Raw genomic sequence first — 19,431 nt, 5'->3', positions numbered from 1 at the left:
ATTTTTATAATAAAGTTTTGCTTAGTAGCTTAAGGTCACACCAGCTGATGCAAGGCGGCCACCATTTACATAGTAGTATCCTTGGTCTTGATAAGCTGTTTTATAATCCACGTCTCCAATATTTTGGATATTAGTAAACAATTTAATATGCGGATTCATATTCCAATAAGCATTAATATCTACAGTTGCGTAACCTGGATTCTTGTAATTACTATCCCAGTCTTTCGACTTTGATTTTGCAACAAGCGAAGCACTAATGCCATACACTTCATTTTGCAGACCTGTTGTTAAGGTTAATCCTTGACGAGGGCGGCGGTTTAAATCCTGATGAGTCTCTTCATTCTCAGGTTTGACATAGCTATAAGTTGCTTTTGCAAATAGATCATCTTTCTGCCAACCAACATAAAATTCACCACCTTGGTAAGTTGCTTTATTAATATTAGTTAATTTACCAAAATTCACTGAACCGATAAGATCTTCAACTTCAGTATAGTAAGCAGATAAACCTGTTTTAAAACCTGCTGGTAGAGTTTGATCTATACCAATTTCATAAGATGTACTTTCTTCTGGTTTTAAATCTGGGTTGCCGTTCCATGAGTTGAAAAGTTCATTAAGCGTTGGTGATTTAAAAGCAGTACCAATATTGGTATAGATACTTGTTTTATCTAAAAGTTGGTAACGTGCAGCAATTTGACCAACAGTATGTGAGCCATATTTTTCATTATCTTCTATACGAATACCGGCTTGAGTGTTTAATCTATCACCATTGAATTGATGTTGAAGATAATACCCTGTCGAGTCTACGTTTTCATTGTATGGTGCTCCATAAGATAGAATATCTCCATCCAATGTACGGTGGGTGGCACCAACTAAGAGTGTTTGCTGTGGTAAAAACTTCCATTTGCTATATAGTTCTACTTCCTGAGTTTTGCTATGAACAAAATCAGTAGAGTCTTTTTGATTAACTTCATCTTTGAATTGTGATAAACGAGTATTTAATTCTAAGTTATCTGTTACATTTAAACGGCTACGTAAATTGATAATCTCATTTTCGAAGTCTTGTTTAAGCAATGCACCATTAAATGTATAAGCATCATAAAGACTTGAACCTTCATTATGGCTATAGTCGACAGAAATACCGTAATCTTTCTGCTCAACACCAAACTTTGTACTAAAACCTTTCTGATCAAATGATGCTGTATCCGATGAGTTAGTTTTTTGGTTAGTTACTTTGGTTGCATCAGACTCTAAGCGTTGTCCACGAATTTGGGCATAAAAACCATCTTCATATAAATCAGCACCAATAACTGATTTATAAGTTTTATTCTCACCAATTTCACCTGTGATAAAAGCTCTATTCTTTTCAGGTGTTTTTGAAACGAGCTGAATTACTCCGCCAATGGCATCAGTACCATAGAGAACAGAGGCAGGCCCTTTCAATACCTCAATTTGTTTAATATCTGTTGTGTCAATAAATGCAAGACTTGCTGTTCCTGAGGATGCATTATTTAGTCGAATTCCATCTCGTAGCACGAGAGTATGATCAGATTCTGTACCTCTTAAATAAATCTCTGCAAGTTGTCCCATACCACCACTTTGCACCATATTGATGGAAGCATCGGTTTGTAATAATTGTGGTAAAGAAGCGATAGGAGATTGTTCGAGAACTTTTGGTTCAATAATATTAATACGCGCCGGAACTTCACTTGCTTTTTCAGCACTTTTTGAAGCAGTCACTACAATTGGATCAAGCTGAGTTACATTCGTTGTATCTTCAGCAAAAATAACAGATGAAAACCCCATCGCAATAGCGATAGCCCCTACTAGACGAGTAGGTTGAAAAGACTTAGACATAACATGCTCCATACATTCACCCCACGTGAATGATCGGGTAGATAGATGAAACAAGTAGGTCTCCGGACTTCAGCGCCATATTTAATTTATGGACATATTCACCTTCCCACATCACTGCAGTGGTGTAAGTCGAGAACGACTTAAAAAATATGCTTTACATTGTTACCGTTGCGGGGGCAGTGCCGGACTTTCACCAGCTTCCCTAAAGCATGAATTGCTTACACTTGCTTCCAATTTTACGCAGTATAAAGTGGCGATTTACTTCATACAATGTCATTTGGAGCAATTCCCAGAGAACTTTTACGCAAGGGACAAAAATTGCATTACAATGGCGCTTATTTTAAGAAATGGTTGTAGTTTAGGCAGATCATGAGCCCATCAAACCAAAAACGTACACGAGCAAAAATCTGTGGAATTACTCGCATTCAAGATGTTCAGGCAGTTGTTGCTGCTGGAGCTGATGCGATTGGTTTTGTTTTTTTTCCGCCAAGTCCAAGACATGTAACGGTTGAACAGGCCCAAGAATTAGCAAAAGTAATTCCACCTTATGTACAAATGGTAGGTTTGTTTGTAAATGCGAGTGCTACTGAAATTCAGGAGGTACTTGATTGTGTTCCCCTAGATGTATTACAACTACATGGCGATGAAACTCCAGAACAATGTCAGGAAATTGCTCGCCATTGTAAACGTCGCTGGTATAAAGCGATTCAGGTTAAACCTGATCTGGATGTAGTTGCTGAAATTCAAAAATATCAGGCAGCTGGTGCCAGTGCTGTATTGCTCGATGCGTGGCATCCTGAGCTCAAAGGGGGCACAGGACATCAGTTTGACTGGTCTAAATTCCCAAAACTTGATATTCCATTAATCTTGGCAGGCGGTTTAACCCCTGACAATGTCATTGACGCTATTCATACTACCGGTGCTTTTGCAGTAGATGTGAGCGGAGGCGTAGAGTCCGCAAAAGGTATAAAAGACCAACAACTCATTGAACGATTTATGCAAGGAGTCCAACGTGGATCAGCAAAACAATGTGATTGACTATACACAGTACCCAGATGCTGCAGGGCATTTCGGTATCCATGGCGGACGTTTTGTGTCAGAAACTCTAATGGCGGCATTAGAAGATTTAGAAAATCTCTATTCCCGCATGAAAAATGATGAACAGTTTTTGGCAGAATTCGACCGTGACCTCGCCTACTATGTAGGTCGTCCTAGTCCACTTTATTATGCTGAGCGATGGTCAAAAGAGTTAGGTGGTGCGCAAATTTACCTTAAACGTGAAGACTTGAACCATACAGGCTCACACAAGGTAAATAACACGATTGGTCAGGCATTACTTGCAAAGCTTTCAGGCAAAAAACGTATTATTGCCGAAACTGGTGCAGGGCAGCATGGTGTAGCAACAGCAACAATTGCAGCACGTTTAGGTCTTGAATGTGTTGTTTATATGGGTGCTGAAGATGTTAAGCGTCAAGCGATGAATGTTTATCGTATGCGTTTGTTGGGTGCTACAGTTGTTCCTGTACAAAGTGGTTCTAAAACGCTGAAAGATGCCATGAACGAAGCGATGCGTGACTGGGTAACTAATGTTGATACGACGTACTATGTGATTGGTACAGTTGCAGGCCCGCATCCGTACCCACAACTTGTACGTGATTTCCAGTCAATTATTGGGCGTGAAGCGCGTAAACAGATTTTGGAGCAAGCAGGTCGCTTACCAGATGCATTGGTTGCTTGTGTGGGTGGTGGTTCAAATGCAATGGGCTTGTTCTATCCATTCTTAAACGATGCCAATGTGAAAATGTATGGTGTTGAAGCAGCTGGTTTTGGTATTGAAACTGGTAAACACTCTGCGCCGTTAAATGCGGGTCATGTTGGTGTATTGCATGGTAACCGTACTTACTTGATGAGTGATGAACAGGGCCAGATTATTGAGACACATAGTATCTCAGCGGGCCTTGATTATCCGGGTGTTGGCCCTGAACATAGCTTCTTGAAAGATATGAAGCGTGTAGAGTACGTGCCAATTAACGATTCAGAAGCTCTACAAGGTTTCCGTGACTTAACTAAAATTGAAGGGATTATTCCTGCGCTTGAAAGCTCGCATGCGATGGCCTATGTGTCTAAGCTTGCACCGACAATGTCTAAAGATCAGATTATTATTGCGACTGTTTCAGGTCGCGGTGATAAAGATTTAATGACAGTTGCACGCATTGATGGCGTAGAAATGGTTGAAATGTAAGAGGAAAAAATGTCAAGTTTGTTTATGGTAATGTTAGGCGGGCGTCATGCACGTGCTAATACCGAAGTTCATGATGTTGTCATGGCTGTAGGAGATACTTTGGAAGAAGTTTATCCTCAACTTAAACAGGCTTGGTTTGGTGAGGCTCAAGGATTGCATATTGATGCTTGGGCCAAGCTCTCTGGCGTTAGCTCTCAAGGACAAAATTATCAAATTCACTTTACAGACGCTGCTCCACAACCAGATGATTTAAAATTATATTTAATTAATCTAGGTGGATATAATGCAAGTGAATTCGGTGAACTTCACCGTTATGAGTTTGTGGTTGCACCGAATGCGGTAGCTGCCAAACAATTAGGTAAACAATTTATAGATCGGCAGTGGCAAAAAGCACATACAGATCGAGTCATTGATATTGATGACTGCTTAGCGATAGATTGTGTAGCAGGACGCTATATTCATTTAATAAAAGGCGATTTTGCTGAAACAATTTGGGAAAATACGTATTTGACCGTGGTATAGGTCATTTGAAATCTAATATTCATATGGAAGTGGGTAAATGGATTTAATTCAAGAAAATGGACAGCCTCGCTACGGGCGTTTTGAATCTGTACCGTCAACCATTCACGTACAACATTATATTTATAAAACCCCTTACGGTAAGGTCCTTAAAGGCTGGCGTAAGCAATTAAAATATAAAAAATTTAAATTCTGTGGCATTCAACATAAACACTATAGTATTGGTCTGGCAATTGCAGATATCGGCTGGGTCGGGCATGGCTTTTTCTATATTTATGACCATGAAACAGGGCAGGTTATTGAGTGGAATGCCATTCAGCCTTTGGGGCATAAAACCTATCTTGATGAACAACCCTTATTTAATCAAAGTTATTTTTCTAAATCTCCTTATCAGTTTGATATCCAGCATGCCAATGGTGTGCGATATATCCGAGTGACCAAATATGGTGAGATTCAACTCAGCGCTCGTATTTTTTGTGCTGGGACCGATATATTAAGTTTGTGTACACCAACTGGCATCAATGGTTGGACTTATACCCAAAAGCAGACCACGTTGGCTGTAGAGGGAATGTTTATTAATAAGCAAAACCAAGTCGTACAATTTGATGAAAAGACATTTGCATCCTTAGATGATACCTGCGGTTTTTTGCGACCTGAAACAGCTTGGTTCTGGCTTTCATGTAATTTTTGGGATGAGCAAGGGCGACGTATCGGTTTAAATTTAGCTTCTGGTGTGAATGAAAGCTTTGGTAATGAAAATTGCTTATGGATTAACGGAGTTTTATTTCCACTGACTGATGTTTTATTTGAAAAAGTAAATGATGAACTTTGGCAAATTAGCTCTCTAGATCAAAAACTTAATCTACAGGTCCATATTGGTTGGTGCAGGTACGAAAATATTAATTTAAGAATGATTGGTAGTCAGTTTAACCAGTGGCAAGCTAAAATTAGCGGCACGATTGAGCATGAAGCAACCGATATAATCAATTGCAATGAGCAATACGGTTTACTAGAACAACATTATGCAAAATGGTAACAAGCAGGTTATAAACCTGCTTGCCAGAATGCTTCACCAGCTGCAATTGGGTCATTTGTCTTTTCGAGTGTTTCAATCCAAACAGGATATTGACGAATGACTGGATGCTGACTTGGATGAAAGTCTTTTTTAAACCAATCTAAATATTGGCTTTTCATAGCTGTTAATGTCCCTTTTTTGCCAAAGAACCACGGTAAGCCTTTAAGGCTCATTAATAGTCGTTCTCTAGAACTAAAACCATCACATTTCAACATGATATTCGTGCGGTAGAGTGTAAAGCCAAACATCAGTACTGTCGTAAGAACCAATACAAATCGACGAGTCGACTCAGGAACTTCACCTACTTGTTTCATGACATCAAAAGCAACATCACGGTGCTCCATCTCTTCAATGGCATGCCAAGCAAACAGTGCTCGAACATAGGGGTGAGCATTTTCCAAAGTTTTTTTATGGCTATAAAAGGTTTCTGCCATTAGCGCTGTTAAATGTTCAGCTGCCGCCGTCATTGCAATATTGTATTGCGGTGAGCGTTTGGTGAGTTCAAAACGAAAAATTCTTTTAAGTGTGGCTGTGAACTGGTCAACAGGCATGCCTTGCTCTTTCATGAGCTGATTCATTTTGTCATGTGCAATACCGTGTTGAGCTTCTTGTTTAATGAAGTCTGCAACCCGTTTTTGTAGTTCGGGATCATCAATTTTGTCTCGGAACATACGGACACATTCAATAAAATAACGCTCTCCATCTGGAAAGGTTAAGCTGAGCGCATCAAACATACGAGTCAAAAAAGGATCATTATTAAACCAAAAGCGAGGTGCTTCGTTTAAATGAAAATCCAGATCTTTACGAACTACTGGCTCGACCTGATAAGAAACATGTGCGTTCATATTTTTATTTCTCGCATCTAACATGTTGATTAGTATGTCGCCAATAGTCGGCTTTGTTTTGACAGTTATTGCCAATTTTTATACAGTTTGCGACAAGATGGCATTAAAAAAAGGATGAGCCATGCAGGATTTTACGATTTCAAATGGTTATTTTTATCTTTGGAATACTTATCTAAAAGAAAAAGGAATCGATTGGCAGGCATTAAACCTTACAGATGTTCAGGCCCGTCAAGTTCAAAATATTTTAGCTTCATCTATTGATGCTCAATCTTCTTTAAACTTTTTTCTTGAACTTTTAGAGCTGACAGAGTCTCGTCTACAAGTTTCTAATTTAGTCCTAGAAATGGCAACTTGTATTACACCTGCCAATTTTGGTGTACTGGGATATATGGCTTCTCGAAGTGGCAGCTTCGCAGAGGTTCTTGAATATGTCATGAAATTTCATCGTCTCGTGATTGACGGTGAGCAAGTCGTGCCTATGCAAGTTGAACAAGATGCCTCTAACATTCGTTTGTACTGGCCGCTAGTTGATGCCAGTAATATCATACTTTGTGAGCTGACTTTAGCTGCTATGGTTCAGCTTGCTAAACAAATTGCCCCTTTCCATGATTTTCTCTTGCAGCATGTTGAGTTCGTGCACCGTTCACGTGGCCCATTAGTTCACTATCAGCGTTTCTTTCAATGCAAATTGTCATTTGAGCAACCTTACTATGCATTAACTTTTGCAAGTGAGGGATTGAATGTTCGTCCTCGACATGCAGACCCTAGCTTAATGCAACTTTTAGTGAAACAAGCAGAAGAGGCATTGGCTCAGCGGAAAATACATACAGATTTAGCTCAGCAAATACATTGGATTGTTCATGAATATTTCAAACACAAGCAACAAGCCCCGAAAATAGAGGATATTGCCATCGAGTTGAATATTTCAGTACGAAGCTTGCAGCGTCAATTACAGTCATTAAATACTTCATTTAAATTAATTTTAGATACTGAACGCATGAAACGCTGTGAAATATTACTTCACCAAAATGAAAGCCTCACCACAATTGCTGAACAGTTGGGATATTCGGATCAGTCGGCACTTGCACGGGCTCATAAAAATTTGACAGGACAAACTTTACTTGCGCGGAAAAGGGAATTACAACTCGCCAATAAAAATATTGAGAAATAAACTTTGTGTGGTGGTTTTTTGGTCAGTCGACGATCTAATAATGGCTCGAAAATAGGAAGCTTTGATCATTGAGAAAAGTTTCAAAATATTGATAAATGTACACCATGGGTTGTATGAATCATACAATCGAATATCGCCATAACGTTAGACCTGTTCAATGGACAAAAAATAGCGTTAAAATGCGATGTTCTTGTATTTCTACAAACAACTCCTCAATTTTAAATAATTCAAGGAAAGCACAACCCTATGTCACGTCTTGCCACCCGTTTTGAAAAGCTTAAGTCCCAACAACGTAAAGCGCTTGTATCTTATGTTATGGCGGGTGATCCACAGCCACAAGTAACGGTTCCGTTACTGCATAAAATGGTTGCGGCAGGAGCAGATGTCATTGAGCTTGGTTTACCATTTTCAGATCCAATGGCTGATGGTCCGGTAATTGCGCTTGCAGCTGAACGTGCGCTTGCAGCAGGGACTAACACGTTGGATGCACTCAACATGGTAAAAGAGTTCCGTGAGAAGGATCAGGAAACACCTGTTGTTTTAATGGGTTATCTGAATCCAGTTGAAGTGATTGGTTACGAGAAGTTTGTTTCTCATGCGAAACAATGTGGTGTAGATGGCTTATTACTTGTGGATTTACCACCAGAAGAGTCAAAAGAGTTTGGTGCTGTGTTGAAACAACATGATATGGACCAAATTTTCTTACTTGCGCCAACTTCTACAGATCAACGCATTCAACATGTGACAAATCAGGCAAGTGGTTTTATTTACTACGTTTCACTTAAGGGTGTAACTGGAGCAGCAACACTTGATACGGCAGAAGCTGCTGCGCGTATTCAAAAAATCAAAAATGCCACTAATATTCCAGTGGGTGTTGGTTTTGGTATTAGTGATGCCGCCTCAGCAAAAGCAATGGGTAACGTTGCTGATGCCGTGATTGTAGGTAGTGCTTTCGTTAAAAATTTTGCAACGTTGGCAGCGGATGACGCTGTTGAACAGACGGTGAGTAAAGTCAAGGAGCTTCGAGCAGCGCTCGATGAGTTAGTATGAATCAAGAAGTGAAACCAGGGAAAGTTCTTAGCCCTTCGACACCATGGACAAAACGTCCGGTTCCAGGTATTGAAGTCGCAGATGAGCAACAAATTCTCAAAGCAACATTTACTGAGCCAACGATTGAATGTCCTGAATGTCATGCACTAGTGACACGTACAGCAATTTCTTTCAATGCATATGTTTGTCCGCAATGTGACGAACACTTACGAATGAAAGCTCGTGACCGCTTGAACTGGTTCTTCGATAATGTTGTAACTGAATTGGGTCAAGAATTTACTGCTAAAGATCCATTAAAGTTTGTTGACTCTAAACCGTATCCAGATCGTATGCGTGAAGCGCAAAGCAAAACTGGTGAAACGGAAGCATTAATTGCCATGCAAGGTAACTTAAATGGCGTAGATATGATTGCATGTGCTTTTGAGTTCGACTTTATGGGCGGCTCAATGGGTACAGTTGTAGGTGACCGTTTTGTACAGGCTGCCGAGCTTGCAATTGAAAAACGTCAGCCATTAATCTGTTTCGCAGCTTCTGGCGGCGCACGTATGCAAGAAGGTATGTTATCGCTTATGCAAATGGCGCGTACTTCTGCTGCGATTCAAAAATTAAAAGATGCTGGCTTACCATATATCGTTGTATTAACACATCCTGTTTATGGTGGTGTAACAGCTTCTTTAGCAATGTTGGGTGATATCCATATTGCTGAACCTAAAGCGATGATTGGCTTTGCTGGTAAACGTGTAATTGAGCAGACTGTACGTGAAACTCTTGAAGAACCGTTCCAACGTGCTGAATATTTGCTTGATCATGGTGTAATCGATCAGATTGTTCATCGCCACGCTTTACGTGATACTGTATCTCGACTTGTATCGAAATTGATGAACTTACCTTGAACCAACAAGCTCCACTTTCAATAGACTCTTTAGATACATGGCTCAATTATTGGAGCCATGTTCACGTTACAGGGATAGATCTTGGTCTGGAACGTGTAATTCCTGTTGCAGAAAAGCTGGGTGTAACTCAGCCTAATGCTAAAGTTTTTACAGTAGCCGGAACGAATGGTAAAGGCTCAACCACAACCACACTGGCTGCGATATTAAACGCACAGGGTTATAAAGTTGGGTTATATCAGTCACCACATATCTATCGCTTTAATGAGCGAGTCAAATTAGGTGGAGTCGAAGTCGATGATCAAAGTCTGATTGATGCTTTTGTTCAAGTCGATCAGGCTCGTCGCGATTGTGATTTAAGCTTATCTTTTTTTGAAGCAACCACATTGGCTGCTTTTGTTATTTTTAAACAACAACAATGTGATGTATGGGTGCTCGAAGTCGGTTTGGGCGGGCGTTTAGATGTCGTCAATGTGATTGATCCCAATGTTGCAGTGATTACTAATATTGGCCTAGATCACACAGACTGGTTAGGCGATACCATCGAAAAAATTGCTTTTGAAAAAGCAGGCATTATTCGTCCACATATTCCGGTTATCTTTGCGGGTGAGCAACAATTACCGCAAGTAATTCAAGATAAAGCACAAAGTTCACAAGCAGAGTTATATACCGTTAATCGTGATTATTTCTATAAGCTCGCAGAAGATGGACAAAACTGGTACTTTGCTTCGGAAGGAACCACTTTAAAACTTCCTTTAGGTACATTAGCGATTGAAAATATTGCGGGAGCAGTTGCGGCCATTTTAAATAGCGGACTTGAGATTTCTCAGTCAGCATTAGAAAAAGGTATTCAATCTGCTCGCTTAGAAGGGCGTTTTGAACAGCGTCAAGTGGACGGGAAGACGGTCATTTTTGATGCTGGGCACAATCCACATGGTGTTGAATTTTTGTTAAAGCAATTGCGAAATTTCTTAGAATACAATAAACAGTACACAGAAGTTGTCGCAGTATTTTCAATGCTGGCAGATAAAGATATAAAATCAGTAGTCGATTTATTGAAACCTACTGTTTTACATTGGAAAATTGCTGAATTGAATGTGCCGCGTGCTGCACCGATTCAGCAACTCAATGATGCCTTGCAAGGCCAGACAGTACAACAATATGGCAATATCAAAGAGGCTTTTAAATCAGCGCTTGAGCAAACAAATAACAATCAGCTGATTTTGGCCTGTGGTTCGTTTCATACTTTAGAAGCGATTTGGGAGTATTTGGAAGAATGTCAATGAATAACAAACAACGCTGGATGGGTGGCGTTGTTTTACTAGGAGGTGGTGTTTTATTGGCAGCATTACTCCTAAAAGGAAATGAGGAAATAAAACAGGTTGAAGTTCAACCCTCCGCATCCACATCGCCAAAAACTCAAACTAAACCAAAACAGACAACTGAAGGGCAAATGGTACAACTACAACCTCTTGCGGTTGATGTTGAAACTGAAAAACGGTTGCTAGAAGAACAGCGTCGTGCGCGTGAAAAAGCCGTTGCTGAACAAGAAGCACGTGCAGCTGAGTTCTTAGCAATGCAGCAGCAAGCTGAAGCTGACGCTGCTCGTAAAGCTGCAGCAGAGTACGCTGCGATTAATGCGCGCCGTGCAGCGGCTCAAGAAAGTTCAGATAATATTCCACCGGAGTTAGTGGGTGAGGCGAAAGCTAAAAACCAGCAAACCAATACGGTGAATAAAACAACTGATACTTCAAAAATAGATGCAGACAAGAAAGCTGCTGAAGCAAAACGCCAAGCAGAAGCAGACAAGAAAGCGGCTGATGCTAAGCGTCAAGCTGAAGCAGACAAAAAAGCAACTGAAGCAAAACGTCAAGCGGAAGCAGACAAGAAAGCAGCTGAAGCTAAACGACAAGCAGAAGCTGATAAAAAGGCTGCAGAAGCGAAACGGCAAGCAGAAGCAGACAAGAAAGCTGCTGAAGCCAAACGACAAGCAGAAGCTGATAAAAAAGCTTCTGATGCTAAACGAAAAGCTGAAGCTGAGAAAAAAGCTGAAGCTGAAAAAGCGCGTGAATTGCTTGAAAATGGCGATAAAAAGTGGATGGTTCAAGTCGCTTTGGCTGCTAACCAGGCCAATGCAGATGCAGTTGTTTCCAAATTACGAGCTAAAGGCTATAAGGTCACTACAAGCCCAACCAGTAAGGGTATTCGTATTATGGTTGGACCTGCAAAAGACCGTGATACAGCAGATGCTGCTCGTAAGAAAATTTCTTCTGATTCAAGTTTAAATATGAAATCGGCGTGGGTGATTGACTGGGTGCCGTTAGACAAACGTTAACCAGAGTAAAAATTCTACTCAAGATGTCACTAAGATGGATTCGACAGTTGTAGTTGAATCCATTTTACATTTTCAGGTGTGAATAAACGGTCAATATTCTTCCAAATAATATGATAACCATAACCACCTTCTTTCATTTCCTTAACCGCATCATCAATTGCCCAATTTTCAAAAATAATGCGGTACATGGCAACGCTAGCACCTGTACGGTCCGAACCATGGTAACAGTGCAATAAAACACGTTGATTATTCTGCTTGGCAATTTTGATTTGTTGCATGACTTCTAAGAGATCTTGTCGGTCAATTGCCCAAGTGTTGATAGGAATATGCACAAGATTAAAATTTTCATTTTTAAAAACTAAAGTATCTGCGTCTTTGGCTCTTAAATTAATGATCGTTCCAATTTGATGATTCTTTAATTCAGAAATCATTGCAGCATCAGGCTGTTCACTGCGATAAACATCATTACTAATTTGATAAAAGTTATGAGTCTGAGAAACTAAGCTTCCCCAATCTTGTGGTCGATGCTCATAGGCGATACTTTCGTGCTGCATACACCCTTGTAAACTTATACAGATGACAAGTGTAAGGAGCGATAATTTTTTCATGTTTGATACCGTTTCAGCTCATCAGGGTCGTGAGCACAAATTATTTCAATCGTTGGTTCATGTTGAGCTAAATGCTGTAAACGCTTGAGATTAAAAAGACGCTTTTCATTATCTTCTGCAAATGTTTTTTCCAACAGACCGAGTGATCTTAATTTATTTTTAGGGTTTAACTCTAGGTGTGAGTAGTAGGCATCTCCACAAAATAATAACCATTGATTTTGCTGCTTTATTGCAATACCGCAATGTCCAGCTGAATGCCCCAACAGTGGTACCATTAAAATTTCATCTTGAAACAGTGGAAATCCTTTTACTTTTTCGAGGTTAAACCATGCTTCACCTTTTTGATATTCAACAAAGTTCCAGTAGCGATGATCTTTATATTGATTGGTTCTATAACGAAGTTTGCCCTTAAAATGTGGAAGTTGGGCTGCGTTATATTCTGCAGCTAAAACATGCACAGTGGCATGTGGAAAATCTGAAATTCCACCAGCATGATCAAAATCAAGATGAGTGATAAAGATGTGCTGTACATCCTTCGGATTAAATCCTAGCTTTTGAATTTGTTGGATCGCACTAAACTCAAGGTTAGGCTCAATTTTGCCTAAACCTTTAACTAATGAGCCTAGGCGTTGCTTCATATGTAAGTAATCTTGCAAGCCAAAGCCTGTATCGATAAGCACTAAGCCTCGATCAGTTTCAACTAAAAGACAATGACAGATGACTTCAGCTCGGAAGCCTTTTTGTCCAAATAAAGGGGCGCAAACTGGGCACATGCTGCCACACTTTAAATGATGAATTTTATAGATCATGATTTTTATTTTTTTACCGAATCGCTTCGAGTTATAACTGATCTGAGCAATAAAAACTATGCTTATTCAATACATAAATAAAAAAGCCATCACTATAGATGACTTTTTTGTGTGATATTTAATCTACGTGTGCCTATGCGCTTTGCTTGTCTTGTAGCCAACTTTTCAAATGTTTGCCTACACACTTCGCTTGTCTTGTATCTAACTTTTCAAATGTTTGCCTACGCACTGCGTTTGTCTTGCAAGCAATAAAACCTTTAGTCGGTTTTATTGCTTTCAGGCTGTGGTGTGAGTCGTAAATAAGGTTTAACAGCCGTATAACCTTTAGGGAAACGCTGTTTAATTTCTTCTTCATCTTTAAGTGACGGCACAATAACGACATCTTCACCTTGCTGCCAGTTCGCAGGCGTAGCGACTTTATGCTTATCTGTTAATTGTAATGAATCCACAACACGTAAGACTTCATTAAAATTTCGGCCAGTTGAAGCAGGGTAAGTAATGATTAAGCGAACTTTTTTGTTAGGATCAATAATCACTAATGAGCGTACTGTCAGAGTTTCGCTAGCATTAGGGTGAATGAAACCATAGAGCTCAGATACTTTACGGTCTTTATCTGCAATGATTGGAAAGTTTACAGTTGTATTTTGTGTTTCATTGATGTCGTTGATCCAGCCTTTGTGAGACTCTACATCATCTACTGACAAAGCAATCGCTTTAACATTACGCTTCGTAAATTCATCTTTTAATTTTGCTGTATAACCTAACTCAGTTGTACATACAGGAGTATAGTCGGCTGGATGTGAAAATAAGATTCCCCAACTATCCCCTAAAAAATCATAAAAATTAATCGTGCCTTCACTCGATTCTTGTTGAAAATCGGGAGCAGTATCTCCTAATCGTAGTGTCATGATCTTTCCTCAATTGCTCATAATTTGTTATTCGATTGAATGAATATGCAGCATTTACTTTATGATTAAAATTATTGTTTTTGTATTTTATTATGAACTTTTTATATAAGTGTAAATATATATGACTAAAACTCATTATTTTAAGTGCTTAATCAATGTAACTTTAAGGTAAATTTGCTAAATTAGATTTCTCGGAAGTTATGCTTAATCGATGAGCGTTAATGGTGTGTTTTTGGTGCTCGGCACATTAAGGGGAGATTAGATGAATGAAAAACCACTCGTCTAACTATCAGATTTTTTTTAGGGGTTTTGTGCAAACCCCTTGTACTTCAAATTTCTGGCACCATAATAAACGACTGAGAAAAAGTTTATTCATTTGACCAAGCAAGATTTAGAGAGTTTATCCATGTTGGCAAGTCTGATCGGAGGTATCTTCGGTACAAAAAATGAGCGTGAACTCAAACGCATGCGCAAAATTGTTGAGCAAATCAATGCGCTCGAGCCGACGATATCAGCTTTAAGCGATGCAGACTTATCTGCAAAAACTCCAGAATTCAAACAACGTTATAATAATGGCGAAAGTTTAGATAAATTACTTCCAGAAGCGTTTGCAGTTTGTCGTGAAGCTGCTAAACGTGTAATGGGTATGCGTCATTATGACGTTCAGTTAATTGGTGGTATTACCTTACATGAAGGTAAGATTGCCGAGATGCGTACTGGTGAAGGTAAAACCCTTATGGGTACTCTGGCGTGTTATTTAAACGCTTTGAGTGGTCAGGGTGTACATGTCATTACTGTGAACGATTATTTGGCACAGCGTGATGCCGAGTTGAACCGCCCATTATTTGAATTTTTGGGCCTATCAATTGGTACGATTTATTCAATGCAAGGTCCATCAGAAAAAGCGGAAGCTTATCTTGCAGATATTACTTACGGTACCAATAACGAATTCGGTTTTGACTACTTACGTGACAACATGGTGTTTTCTTTAGCAGAAAAGAAACAACGTGGTTTGCACTATGCCATTATCGATGAAGTTGACTCCATCTTAATTGATGAGGCACGTACACCATTAATTATTTCTGGTCAAAGTGAAGACTCTTCACACCTCTACAGTGCAATCAATACGATTCCACCTAAATTGCATCCGCAAAAAGAAGAAAAAGTATCAGATGGCGGTCACTTCTGGATTGATGAAAAGCAGCGTTCAGTTGAAATGACCGAAGTTGGTTATGAAACTGTTGAACAAGAACTTATTCAAATGGGCTTGTTGGCCGAAGGCGAAAGCTTATATTCAGCAACAAACCTAAACCTTGTTCACCATGTATCTGCTGCTATTCGTGCGCATTTCCTATTCCAACGTGATGTTCACTATATTATTCATGATGGTGAAGTGGTTATTGTCGATGAACATACGGGTCGTACGATGCCGGGTCGTCGTTGGTCAGAAGGTTTGCATCAAGCTGTCGAAGCAAAAGAAGGCTTAGAAATTCAGCCTGAAAACCAAACTTTAGCGACAACAACATTCCAGAACTATTTCCGTCTCTATAAAAAGCTTTCGGGTATGACAGGTACTGCTGATACTGAAGCTGCGGAAATGAAAGAAATTTACGGTCTTGATGTTGTGATTATTCCAACTCACCGTCCAATGATTCGTAACGACCAAAACGATTTAATTTATTTAAACCGTAACGGCAAATATAACGCGATTATTCAAGAAATTATGAATATTCGTCAGCAGGGTGTTGCTCCTATTCTGATTGGTACAGCAACCATTGAAGCCAGCGAAATTTTATCTTCTAAGTTAATGCAAGCTGGTATTCATCATGAAGTTTTGAACGCAAAACAACATGAGCGTGAAGCTGACATTATTGCTCAAGCGGGTAGCCCGAATGCAGTAACGATTGCAACTAACATGGCTGGTCGTGGTACGGATATTATCTTGGGTGGTAACTGGAAAGCTAAGCTTGCCAAACTTGAAAACCCAACTGCAGAAGATGAAGCACGTCTAAAAGCACAATGGGAACAAGACCACGAAGATGTATTGCAAGCAGGTGGTTTGCATATTATTGGTTCTGAACGCCATGAATCACGTCGTATTGACAACCAGTTACGTGGTCGTGCCGGTCGTCAGGGTGACCCAGGTGTTTCTCGTTTCTATTTATCTCTTGAAGATGATCTGATGCGTATTTTCGCAGGCGACCGTGTCGTTGGTATGATGCGCGCGATGGGTTTGAAAGAAGACGAAGCGATTGAACATAAAATGGTGAGCCGTTCGATTGAGAATGCTCAGCGTAAAGTTGAAGCACGTAACTTTGATATTCGTAAAAACTTATTGAAATACGATGATGTGAATAATGAACAGCGTAAGATCATTTACTCACAACGTGATGAAGTATTAGCTGAAAACACCTTAAAAGAATACGTTGAAGAAATGCATCGTGAAGTGATGCAAGGCATGATTGCCAACTTTATTCCACCAGAGTCAATTCATGACCAGTGGGATGTGGAAGGTTTAGAAAATGCTTTACGTATTGATTTAGGTATTGAGCTCCCAATTCAAGAATGGTTAGACCAAGATCGTCGTTTAGATGAAGAAGGTTTGGTTGAGCGTATTAGTGATGAAGTAATTGAACGTTATCGTCAGCGCCGCGCTCAAATGGGTGATGAATCAGCAGCAATGCTTGAGCGTCACTTTGTTTTAAACTCTCTTGATCGCCATTGGAAAGATCACTTAGCTGCAATGGATTATTTGCGTCAAGGTATTCACTTACGTGGCTATGCGCAAAAGAACCCTGAGCAGGAATATAAGAAAGAAGCCTTCAACTTGTTCGTAAACATGTTGGGTATTATTAAAACTGATGTTGTAACTGATTTGTCTCGTGTACATATCCCAACACCAGAAGAACTTGCAGAAATGGAAGCTCAACAGCAGCAGCAAGCTGAATCAATGAAGCTTTCTTTTGAACATGATGATGTAGATGGTTTAACTGGTGAAGTTACACTTTCTCAAGAAACCATGAACGAGTCTGTCGAACAGCAAGCTTTCCCTGTTCCAGAAAGCCGTAATGCACCATGCCCATGTGGTTCAGGACTAAAATATAAGCAATGTCACGGTAAGATCTAATCTGCCTTCACAAAAAAAGCAGAACAATTGTTCTGCTTTTTTTATGTTTGTAGTAAGCCTGTGAATAATGTTTGCAGTTTTAAGCATTAAATGCTATTTACTTCTCATCCAGAGTGTATGTTGGAAAGACAATGAAAAAAGTATTACAACCTTTATTTTTAACTGTTCTTGCTGTACCAAGTTTTGTTTTTGCAGCAGAAGCAGCTTCAGCCCCTCAAACGACAACGGTTGACAAAGTACTTGCAGCAAAAGGCCCAACTTCGGCTCAAGCTGTAGTGAAGCAAGAAAATACTACAGTGATTAGTCCACGTACAGGTATTCGCTATACGTTGGGTAACACAGGTAATCGCCCAATTATTTTACAAACTACTGCGATTGCTCCAGCAAACTCAGCAAACATTAATCGTATTGTGGCAAGTAACCCAGCTCTCTCTGCAAAAAGCCAAGAAAAAGCAAAAGTTGCTTTAATCGGTGAAGCAGCTGTAGCAGGACCAGCGGCAGTTGCAGCAAGTAATATAACAGCGCCAGCTGCAACAAATAGTGTTGCTCCAGCAAATCCTGCATCAATGAATTAATTCATTTAAGTATAAAAAAAGCCAGTTCAATTTGAACTGGCTTTTTTTATAGGGGTGTCTTTAAAACTTTAAATCTGATTATTGACATCATCATTTTTCGTTTCACGAATAAGTAAGAACGCAACTAATGATAAAAGTGATGCAGCAGTAAGATAATAACCAACCGCATATAAACCATAAGTTTCAGCAAGCTTCGTAGCAATGAGTGGGGCAAAAGATGCACCAAAAATACCAGCCAAGTTAAAGGTTAATGCTGAACCTGTATAACGAACCGAGGTTGGGAAAAGTTCAGAAAGAACTGTACCAATCGGACCATAGGTTAAGCCCATAATTGCCAAGCCAGTACATAAGAAAAGAAAGACGATCAAGGTATTTCCAGACTCTAACATACTAGAGAAGAACAAGCCGAAAATCGCAGCAGCAATACAAACGCCAATAGAAGTTGTTTTGCGACCAAATTTTTCTGCAAAAATAGCCGATAAAGGAATGAATGCGGCGAAGCAAAGTGTGGCAAAGAGTTGAAGTTCTAAAAATTCACCACGCGCATAACCCAGTTTAGTGGTTCCCCAGTTTAAGGCAAATACGGTAGTAAGATAGAACACAACAAAGGTACAGATGGCTGCAACTGTACCAAGAATAAGCTTACCTGTATGTTTGGTTAAGACTTCTTTAAATGGAATATTAACTTCTTTTTGCTTATCTAAGACTTTCTGGAAAGCTGGAGTTTCATGAAGTTTTAAACGGATATATAAGCCAACAATAACCAATACAGCACTGGCAATGAATGGAATACGCCAACCCCATTGCATGAATGCTTGCTCAGGAATAACTGCGCTTAATAATAAGAATGAACCTGTTGCCAGAATAAAGCCAATTGGAGCACCTAGCTGCGGAAACATGCCGTACCATGCTCTTTTTCCTTCTGGGGCATTTTCAGTCGCTAATAATACTGCACCGCTCCATTCACCGCCTAGGCCTAAGCCTTGTCCTAAACGACAAACAGCTAATAGTAATGGTGCGACAATCCCGATTTGGGCATAGGTTGGAAGTAAACCAATACATACAGTTGAAATACCCATGGTCAGTAAAGCTGCAACTAGAGTTGCTTTACGGCCGATACGATCTCCTAGATGACCAAATAATGCGGCACCGATAGGACGAGCAATAAAGGCAATTGCAAAGGTTGCCAGAGATTGTAAGACTGCGGCACTGCCACTACTAGCAGGGAAAAATAGATGAGGAAAGATAATCACGGCGGCTGTTGCATAGATATAAAAGTCGAAGAACTCAATAGTTGTACCGACTAAGCTTGCAAACAAAACTCGTGTTTTTGAATTAGTGGCTACTACAGGAGCAGCAGTCGCAGAAGTTGACTCCATATAAGACCTTATATCAGTTAAAATTTATTTTTAATTACTATTCT

17 protein-coding genes and 1 riboswitch are annotated in these 19,431 nt (G+C 39.8%); of the genes, 11 read left to right on the top strand and 6 right to left on the bottom strand.

All coding sequences use genetic code 11. From position 1 onward, the window contains the following. Nucleotides 1-21: 21 nt before the first annotated feature. Nucleotides 22-1,854 (bottom strand): TonB-dependent siderophore receptor, encoded by a 1,833-nt coding sequence (locus RFW85_RS07495; protein WP_170248331.1) that lies wholly within the window; start codon nt 1,852-1,854, stop codon nt 22-24. A 35-nt stretch (nt 1,855-1,889) separates the two neighbouring features. Beyond that, a riboswitch (cobalamin riboswitch) is annotated at nt 1,890-2,097 on the bottom strand. 126 nt (nt 2,098-2,223) lie between these two features. Here RFW85_RS07495 and RFW85_RS07490 point away from each other — a divergent pair. From RFW85_RS07490 to RFW85_RS07475, 4 genes are read left to right on the top strand one after another with little or no spacing between them, the layout of a single operon-like run. Beyond that, a complete protein-coding gene (locus RFW85_RS07490; protein WP_170248330.1) occupies nt 2,224-2,892 on the top strand; it encodes a phosphoribosylanthranilate isomerase in 669 nt (222 codons plus the stop codon). Next, entirely contained in the window at nt 2,867-4,096 is a 1,230-nt protein-coding gene (gene trpB, locus RFW85_RS07485) for a tryptophan synthase subunit beta (RefSeq protein WP_170248329.1), read from the top strand. Before RFW85_RS07490 ends, trpB begins: the two co-directional genes overlap by 26 nt. Nucleotides 4,097-4,105: 9 nt before the next feature. Further along, nucleotides 4,106-4,618, top strand: a complete 513-nt coding sequence (locus tag RFW85_RS07480) for a DUF1543 domain-containing protein (RefSeq protein WP_170248328.1) — start codon at nt 4,106-4,108, stop codon at nt 4,616-4,618. 37 nt (nt 4,619-4,655) lie between these two features. Beyond that, nucleotides 4,656-5,651: a DUF2804 domain-containing protein gene (locus tag RFW85_RS07475; RefSeq protein ID WP_032056703.1), complete on the top strand. Its 996-nt coding sequence runs from the start codon at nt 4,656-4,658 to the stop codon at nt 5,649-5,651. 8 nt (nt 5,652-5,659) lie between these two features. Here RFW85_RS07475 and RFW85_RS07470 read toward each other — a convergent pair whose 3' ends face one another. Next, on the bottom strand, nt 5,660-6,535 hold the full coding sequence (locus RFW85_RS07470; protein WP_199978012.1) for a metal-dependent hydrolase: 876 nt from the start codon (nt 6,533-6,535) through the stop codon (nt 5,660-5,662). Between the two features lie 121 nt (nt 6,536-6,656). Here RFW85_RS07470 and RFW85_RS07465 point away from each other — a divergent pair, with 121 nt between their 5' ends. The 5 genes from RFW85_RS07465 to RFW85_RS07445 all read left to right on the top strand — a co-directional run bounded on the left by RFW85_RS07465 (nt 6,657) and on the right by RFW85_RS07445 (nt 11,981). Further along, nucleotides 6,657-7,706, top strand: coding sequence for an AraC family transcriptional regulator (locus RFW85_RS07465; RefSeq protein WP_170248326.1), 1,050 nt, complete (start codon nt 6,657-6,659; stop codon nt 7,704-7,706). A 246-nt stretch (nt 7,707-7,952) separates the two neighbouring features. Next, a complete protein-coding gene (trpA, locus tag RFW85_RS07460) occupies nt 7,953-8,756 on the top strand; it encodes a tryptophan synthase subunit alpha (protein ID WP_309171344.1) in 804 nt (267 codons plus the stop codon). Beyond that, nucleotides 8,753-9,649 (top strand): acetyl-CoA carboxylase, carboxyltransferase subunit beta, encoded by an 897-nt coding sequence (accD, locus tag RFW85_RS07455; protein ID WP_086265215.1) that lies wholly within the window; start codon nt 8,753-8,755, stop codon nt 9,647-9,649. Before trpA ends, accD begins: the two co-directional genes overlap by 4 nt. Continuing rightward, on the top strand, nt 9,646-10,932 hold the full coding sequence (gene folC, locus RFW85_RS07450) for a bifunctional tetrahydrofolate synthase/dihydrofolate synthase (RefSeq protein WP_309171343.1): 1,287 nt from the start codon (nt 9,646-9,648) through the stop codon (nt 10,930-10,932). Before accD ends, folC begins: the two co-directional genes overlap by 4 nt. Continuing rightward, nucleotides 10,923-11,981 carry an SPOR domain-containing protein gene (locus RFW85_RS07445; RefSeq protein WP_309171342.1) on the top strand — a complete coding sequence of 353 codons (1,059 nt, stop codon included), beginning with the start codon at nt 10,923-10,925 and terminating at the stop codon, nt 11,979-11,981. The genes folC and RFW85_RS07445 overlap by 10 nt, the downstream gene beginning before the upstream one ends. 29 nt (nt 11,982-12,010) lie before the next feature. On the opposite strand, the gene RFW85_RS07440 is transcribed toward RFW85_RS07445, so the two are convergent. The 3 genes from RFW85_RS07440 to RFW85_RS07430 all read right to left on the bottom strand — a co-directional run bounded on the left by RFW85_RS07440 (nt 12,011) and on the right by RFW85_RS07430 (nt 14,306). Continuing rightward, nucleotides 12,011-12,589, bottom strand: coding sequence for a dual specificity protein phosphatase family protein (locus RFW85_RS07440; RefSeq protein WP_309171341.1), 579 nt, complete (start codon nt 12,587-12,589; stop codon nt 12,011-12,013). Further along, nucleotides 12,586-13,398 (bottom strand): MBL fold metallo-hydrolase, encoded by an 813-nt coding sequence (locus tag RFW85_RS07435; RefSeq protein ID WP_309171340.1) that lies wholly within the window; start codon nt 13,396-13,398, stop codon nt 12,586-12,588. The genes RFW85_RS07440 and RFW85_RS07435 overlap by 4 nt, the downstream gene beginning before the upstream one ends. A 257-nt stretch (nt 13,399-13,655) precedes the next feature. Continuing rightward, nucleotides 13,656-14,306, bottom strand: coding sequence for a peroxiredoxin (locus RFW85_RS07430; protein WP_005050084.1), 651 nt, complete (start codon nt 14,304-14,306; stop codon nt 13,656-13,658). Nucleotides 14,307-14,712: 406 nt separating this feature from the next. Here RFW85_RS07430 and secA point away from each other — a divergent pair, with 406 nt between their 5' ends. Next, on the top strand, nt 14,713-17,433 hold the full coding sequence (secA, locus tag RFW85_RS07425; RefSeq protein ID WP_309171339.1) for a preprotein translocase subunit SecA: 2,721 nt from the start codon (nt 14,713-14,715) through the stop codon (nt 17,431-17,433). A 131-nt stretch (nt 17,434-17,564) separates the two neighbouring features. Next, nucleotides 17,565-18,008: a hypothetical protein gene (locus RFW85_RS07420; protein WP_078219685.1), complete on the top strand. Its 444-nt coding sequence runs from the start codon at nt 17,565-17,567 to the stop codon at nt 18,006-18,008. Between the two features lie 68 nt (nt 18,009-18,076). On the opposite strand, the gene RFW85_RS07415 is transcribed toward RFW85_RS07420, so the two are convergent. Next, a complete protein-coding gene (locus tag RFW85_RS07415) occupies nt 18,077-19,387 on the bottom strand; it encodes an MFS transporter (protein ID WP_002116183.1) in 1,311 nt (436 codons plus the stop codon). Between the last annotated feature and the right edge of the window lie 44 nt (nt 19,388-19,431).

This window comes from Acinetobacter sp. 12966, assembly GCF_031196995.1.
Lineage (GTDB): Bacteria > Pseudomonadota > Gammaproteobacteria > Pseudomonadales > Moraxellaceae > Acinetobacter > Acinetobacter geminorum.
Note: the sequence above shows the minus strand (reverse complement) of the source record. Positions and strands in the feature narration are given on the sequence as shown.

Excerpts from the sequence above, each read along its gene's own strand:
- RFW85_RS07495 (WP_170248331.1), bottom strand. The coding sequence starts at position 1,854 with ATGTCTAAGTCTTTTCAACCTACTCGTCTAGTAGGGGCTATCGCTATT.
- RFW85_RS07490 (WP_170248330.1), top strand. The coding sequence starts at position 2,224 with ATGAGCCCATCAAACCAAAAACGTACACGAGCAAAAATCTGTGGAATT.
- RFW85_RS07480 (WP_170248328.1), top strand. The coding sequence starts at position 4,106 with ATGTCAAGTTTGTTTATGGTAATGTTAGGCGGGCGTCATGCACGTGCT.
- RFW85_RS07475 (WP_032056703.1), top strand. The coding sequence starts at position 4,656 with ATGGATTTAATTCAAGAAAATGGACAGCCTCGCTACGGGCGTTTTGAA.
- RFW85_RS07470 (WP_199978012.1), bottom strand. The coding sequence starts at position 6,535 with ATGAACGCACATGTTTCTTATCAGGTCGAGCCAGTAGTTCGTAAAGAT.
- RFW85_RS07465 (WP_170248326.1), top strand. The coding sequence starts at position 6,657 with ATGCAGGATTTTACGATTTCAAATGGTTATTTTTATCTTTGGAATACT.
- trpA (WP_309171344.1), top strand. The coding sequence starts at position 7,953 with ATGTCACGTCTTGCCACCCGTTTTGAAAAGCTTAAGTCCCAACAACGT.
- accD (WP_086265215.1), top strand. The coding sequence starts at position 8,753 with ATGAATCAAGAAGTGAAACCAGGGAAAGTTCTTAGCCCTTCGACACCA.
- RFW85_RS07445 (WP_309171342.1), top strand. The coding sequence starts at position 10,923 with ATGTCAATGAATAACAAACAACGCTGGATGGGTGGCGTTGTTTTACTA.
- RFW85_RS07440 (WP_309171341.1), bottom strand. The coding sequence starts at position 12,589 with ATGAAAAAATTATCGCTCCTTACACTTGTCATCTGTATAAGTTTACAA.
- RFW85_RS07435 (WP_309171340.1), bottom strand. The coding sequence starts at position 13,398 with ATGATCTATAAAATTCATCATTTAAAGTGTGGCAGCATGTGCCCAGTT.
- RFW85_RS07430 (WP_005050084.1), bottom strand. The coding sequence starts at position 14,306 with ATGACACTACGATTAGGAGATACTGCTCCCGATTTTCAACAAGAATCG.
- secA (WP_309171339.1), top strand. The coding sequence starts at position 14,713 with ATGTTGGCAAGTCTGATCGGAGGTATCTTCGGTACAAAAAATGAGCGT.
- RFW85_RS07420 (WP_078219685.1), top strand. The coding sequence starts at position 17,565 with ATGAAAAAAGTATTACAACCTTTATTTTTAACTGTTCTTGCTGTACCA.
- RFW85_RS07415 (WP_002116183.1), bottom strand. The coding sequence starts at position 19,387 with ATGGAGTCAACTTCTGCGACTGCTGCTCCTGTAGTAGCCACTAATTCA.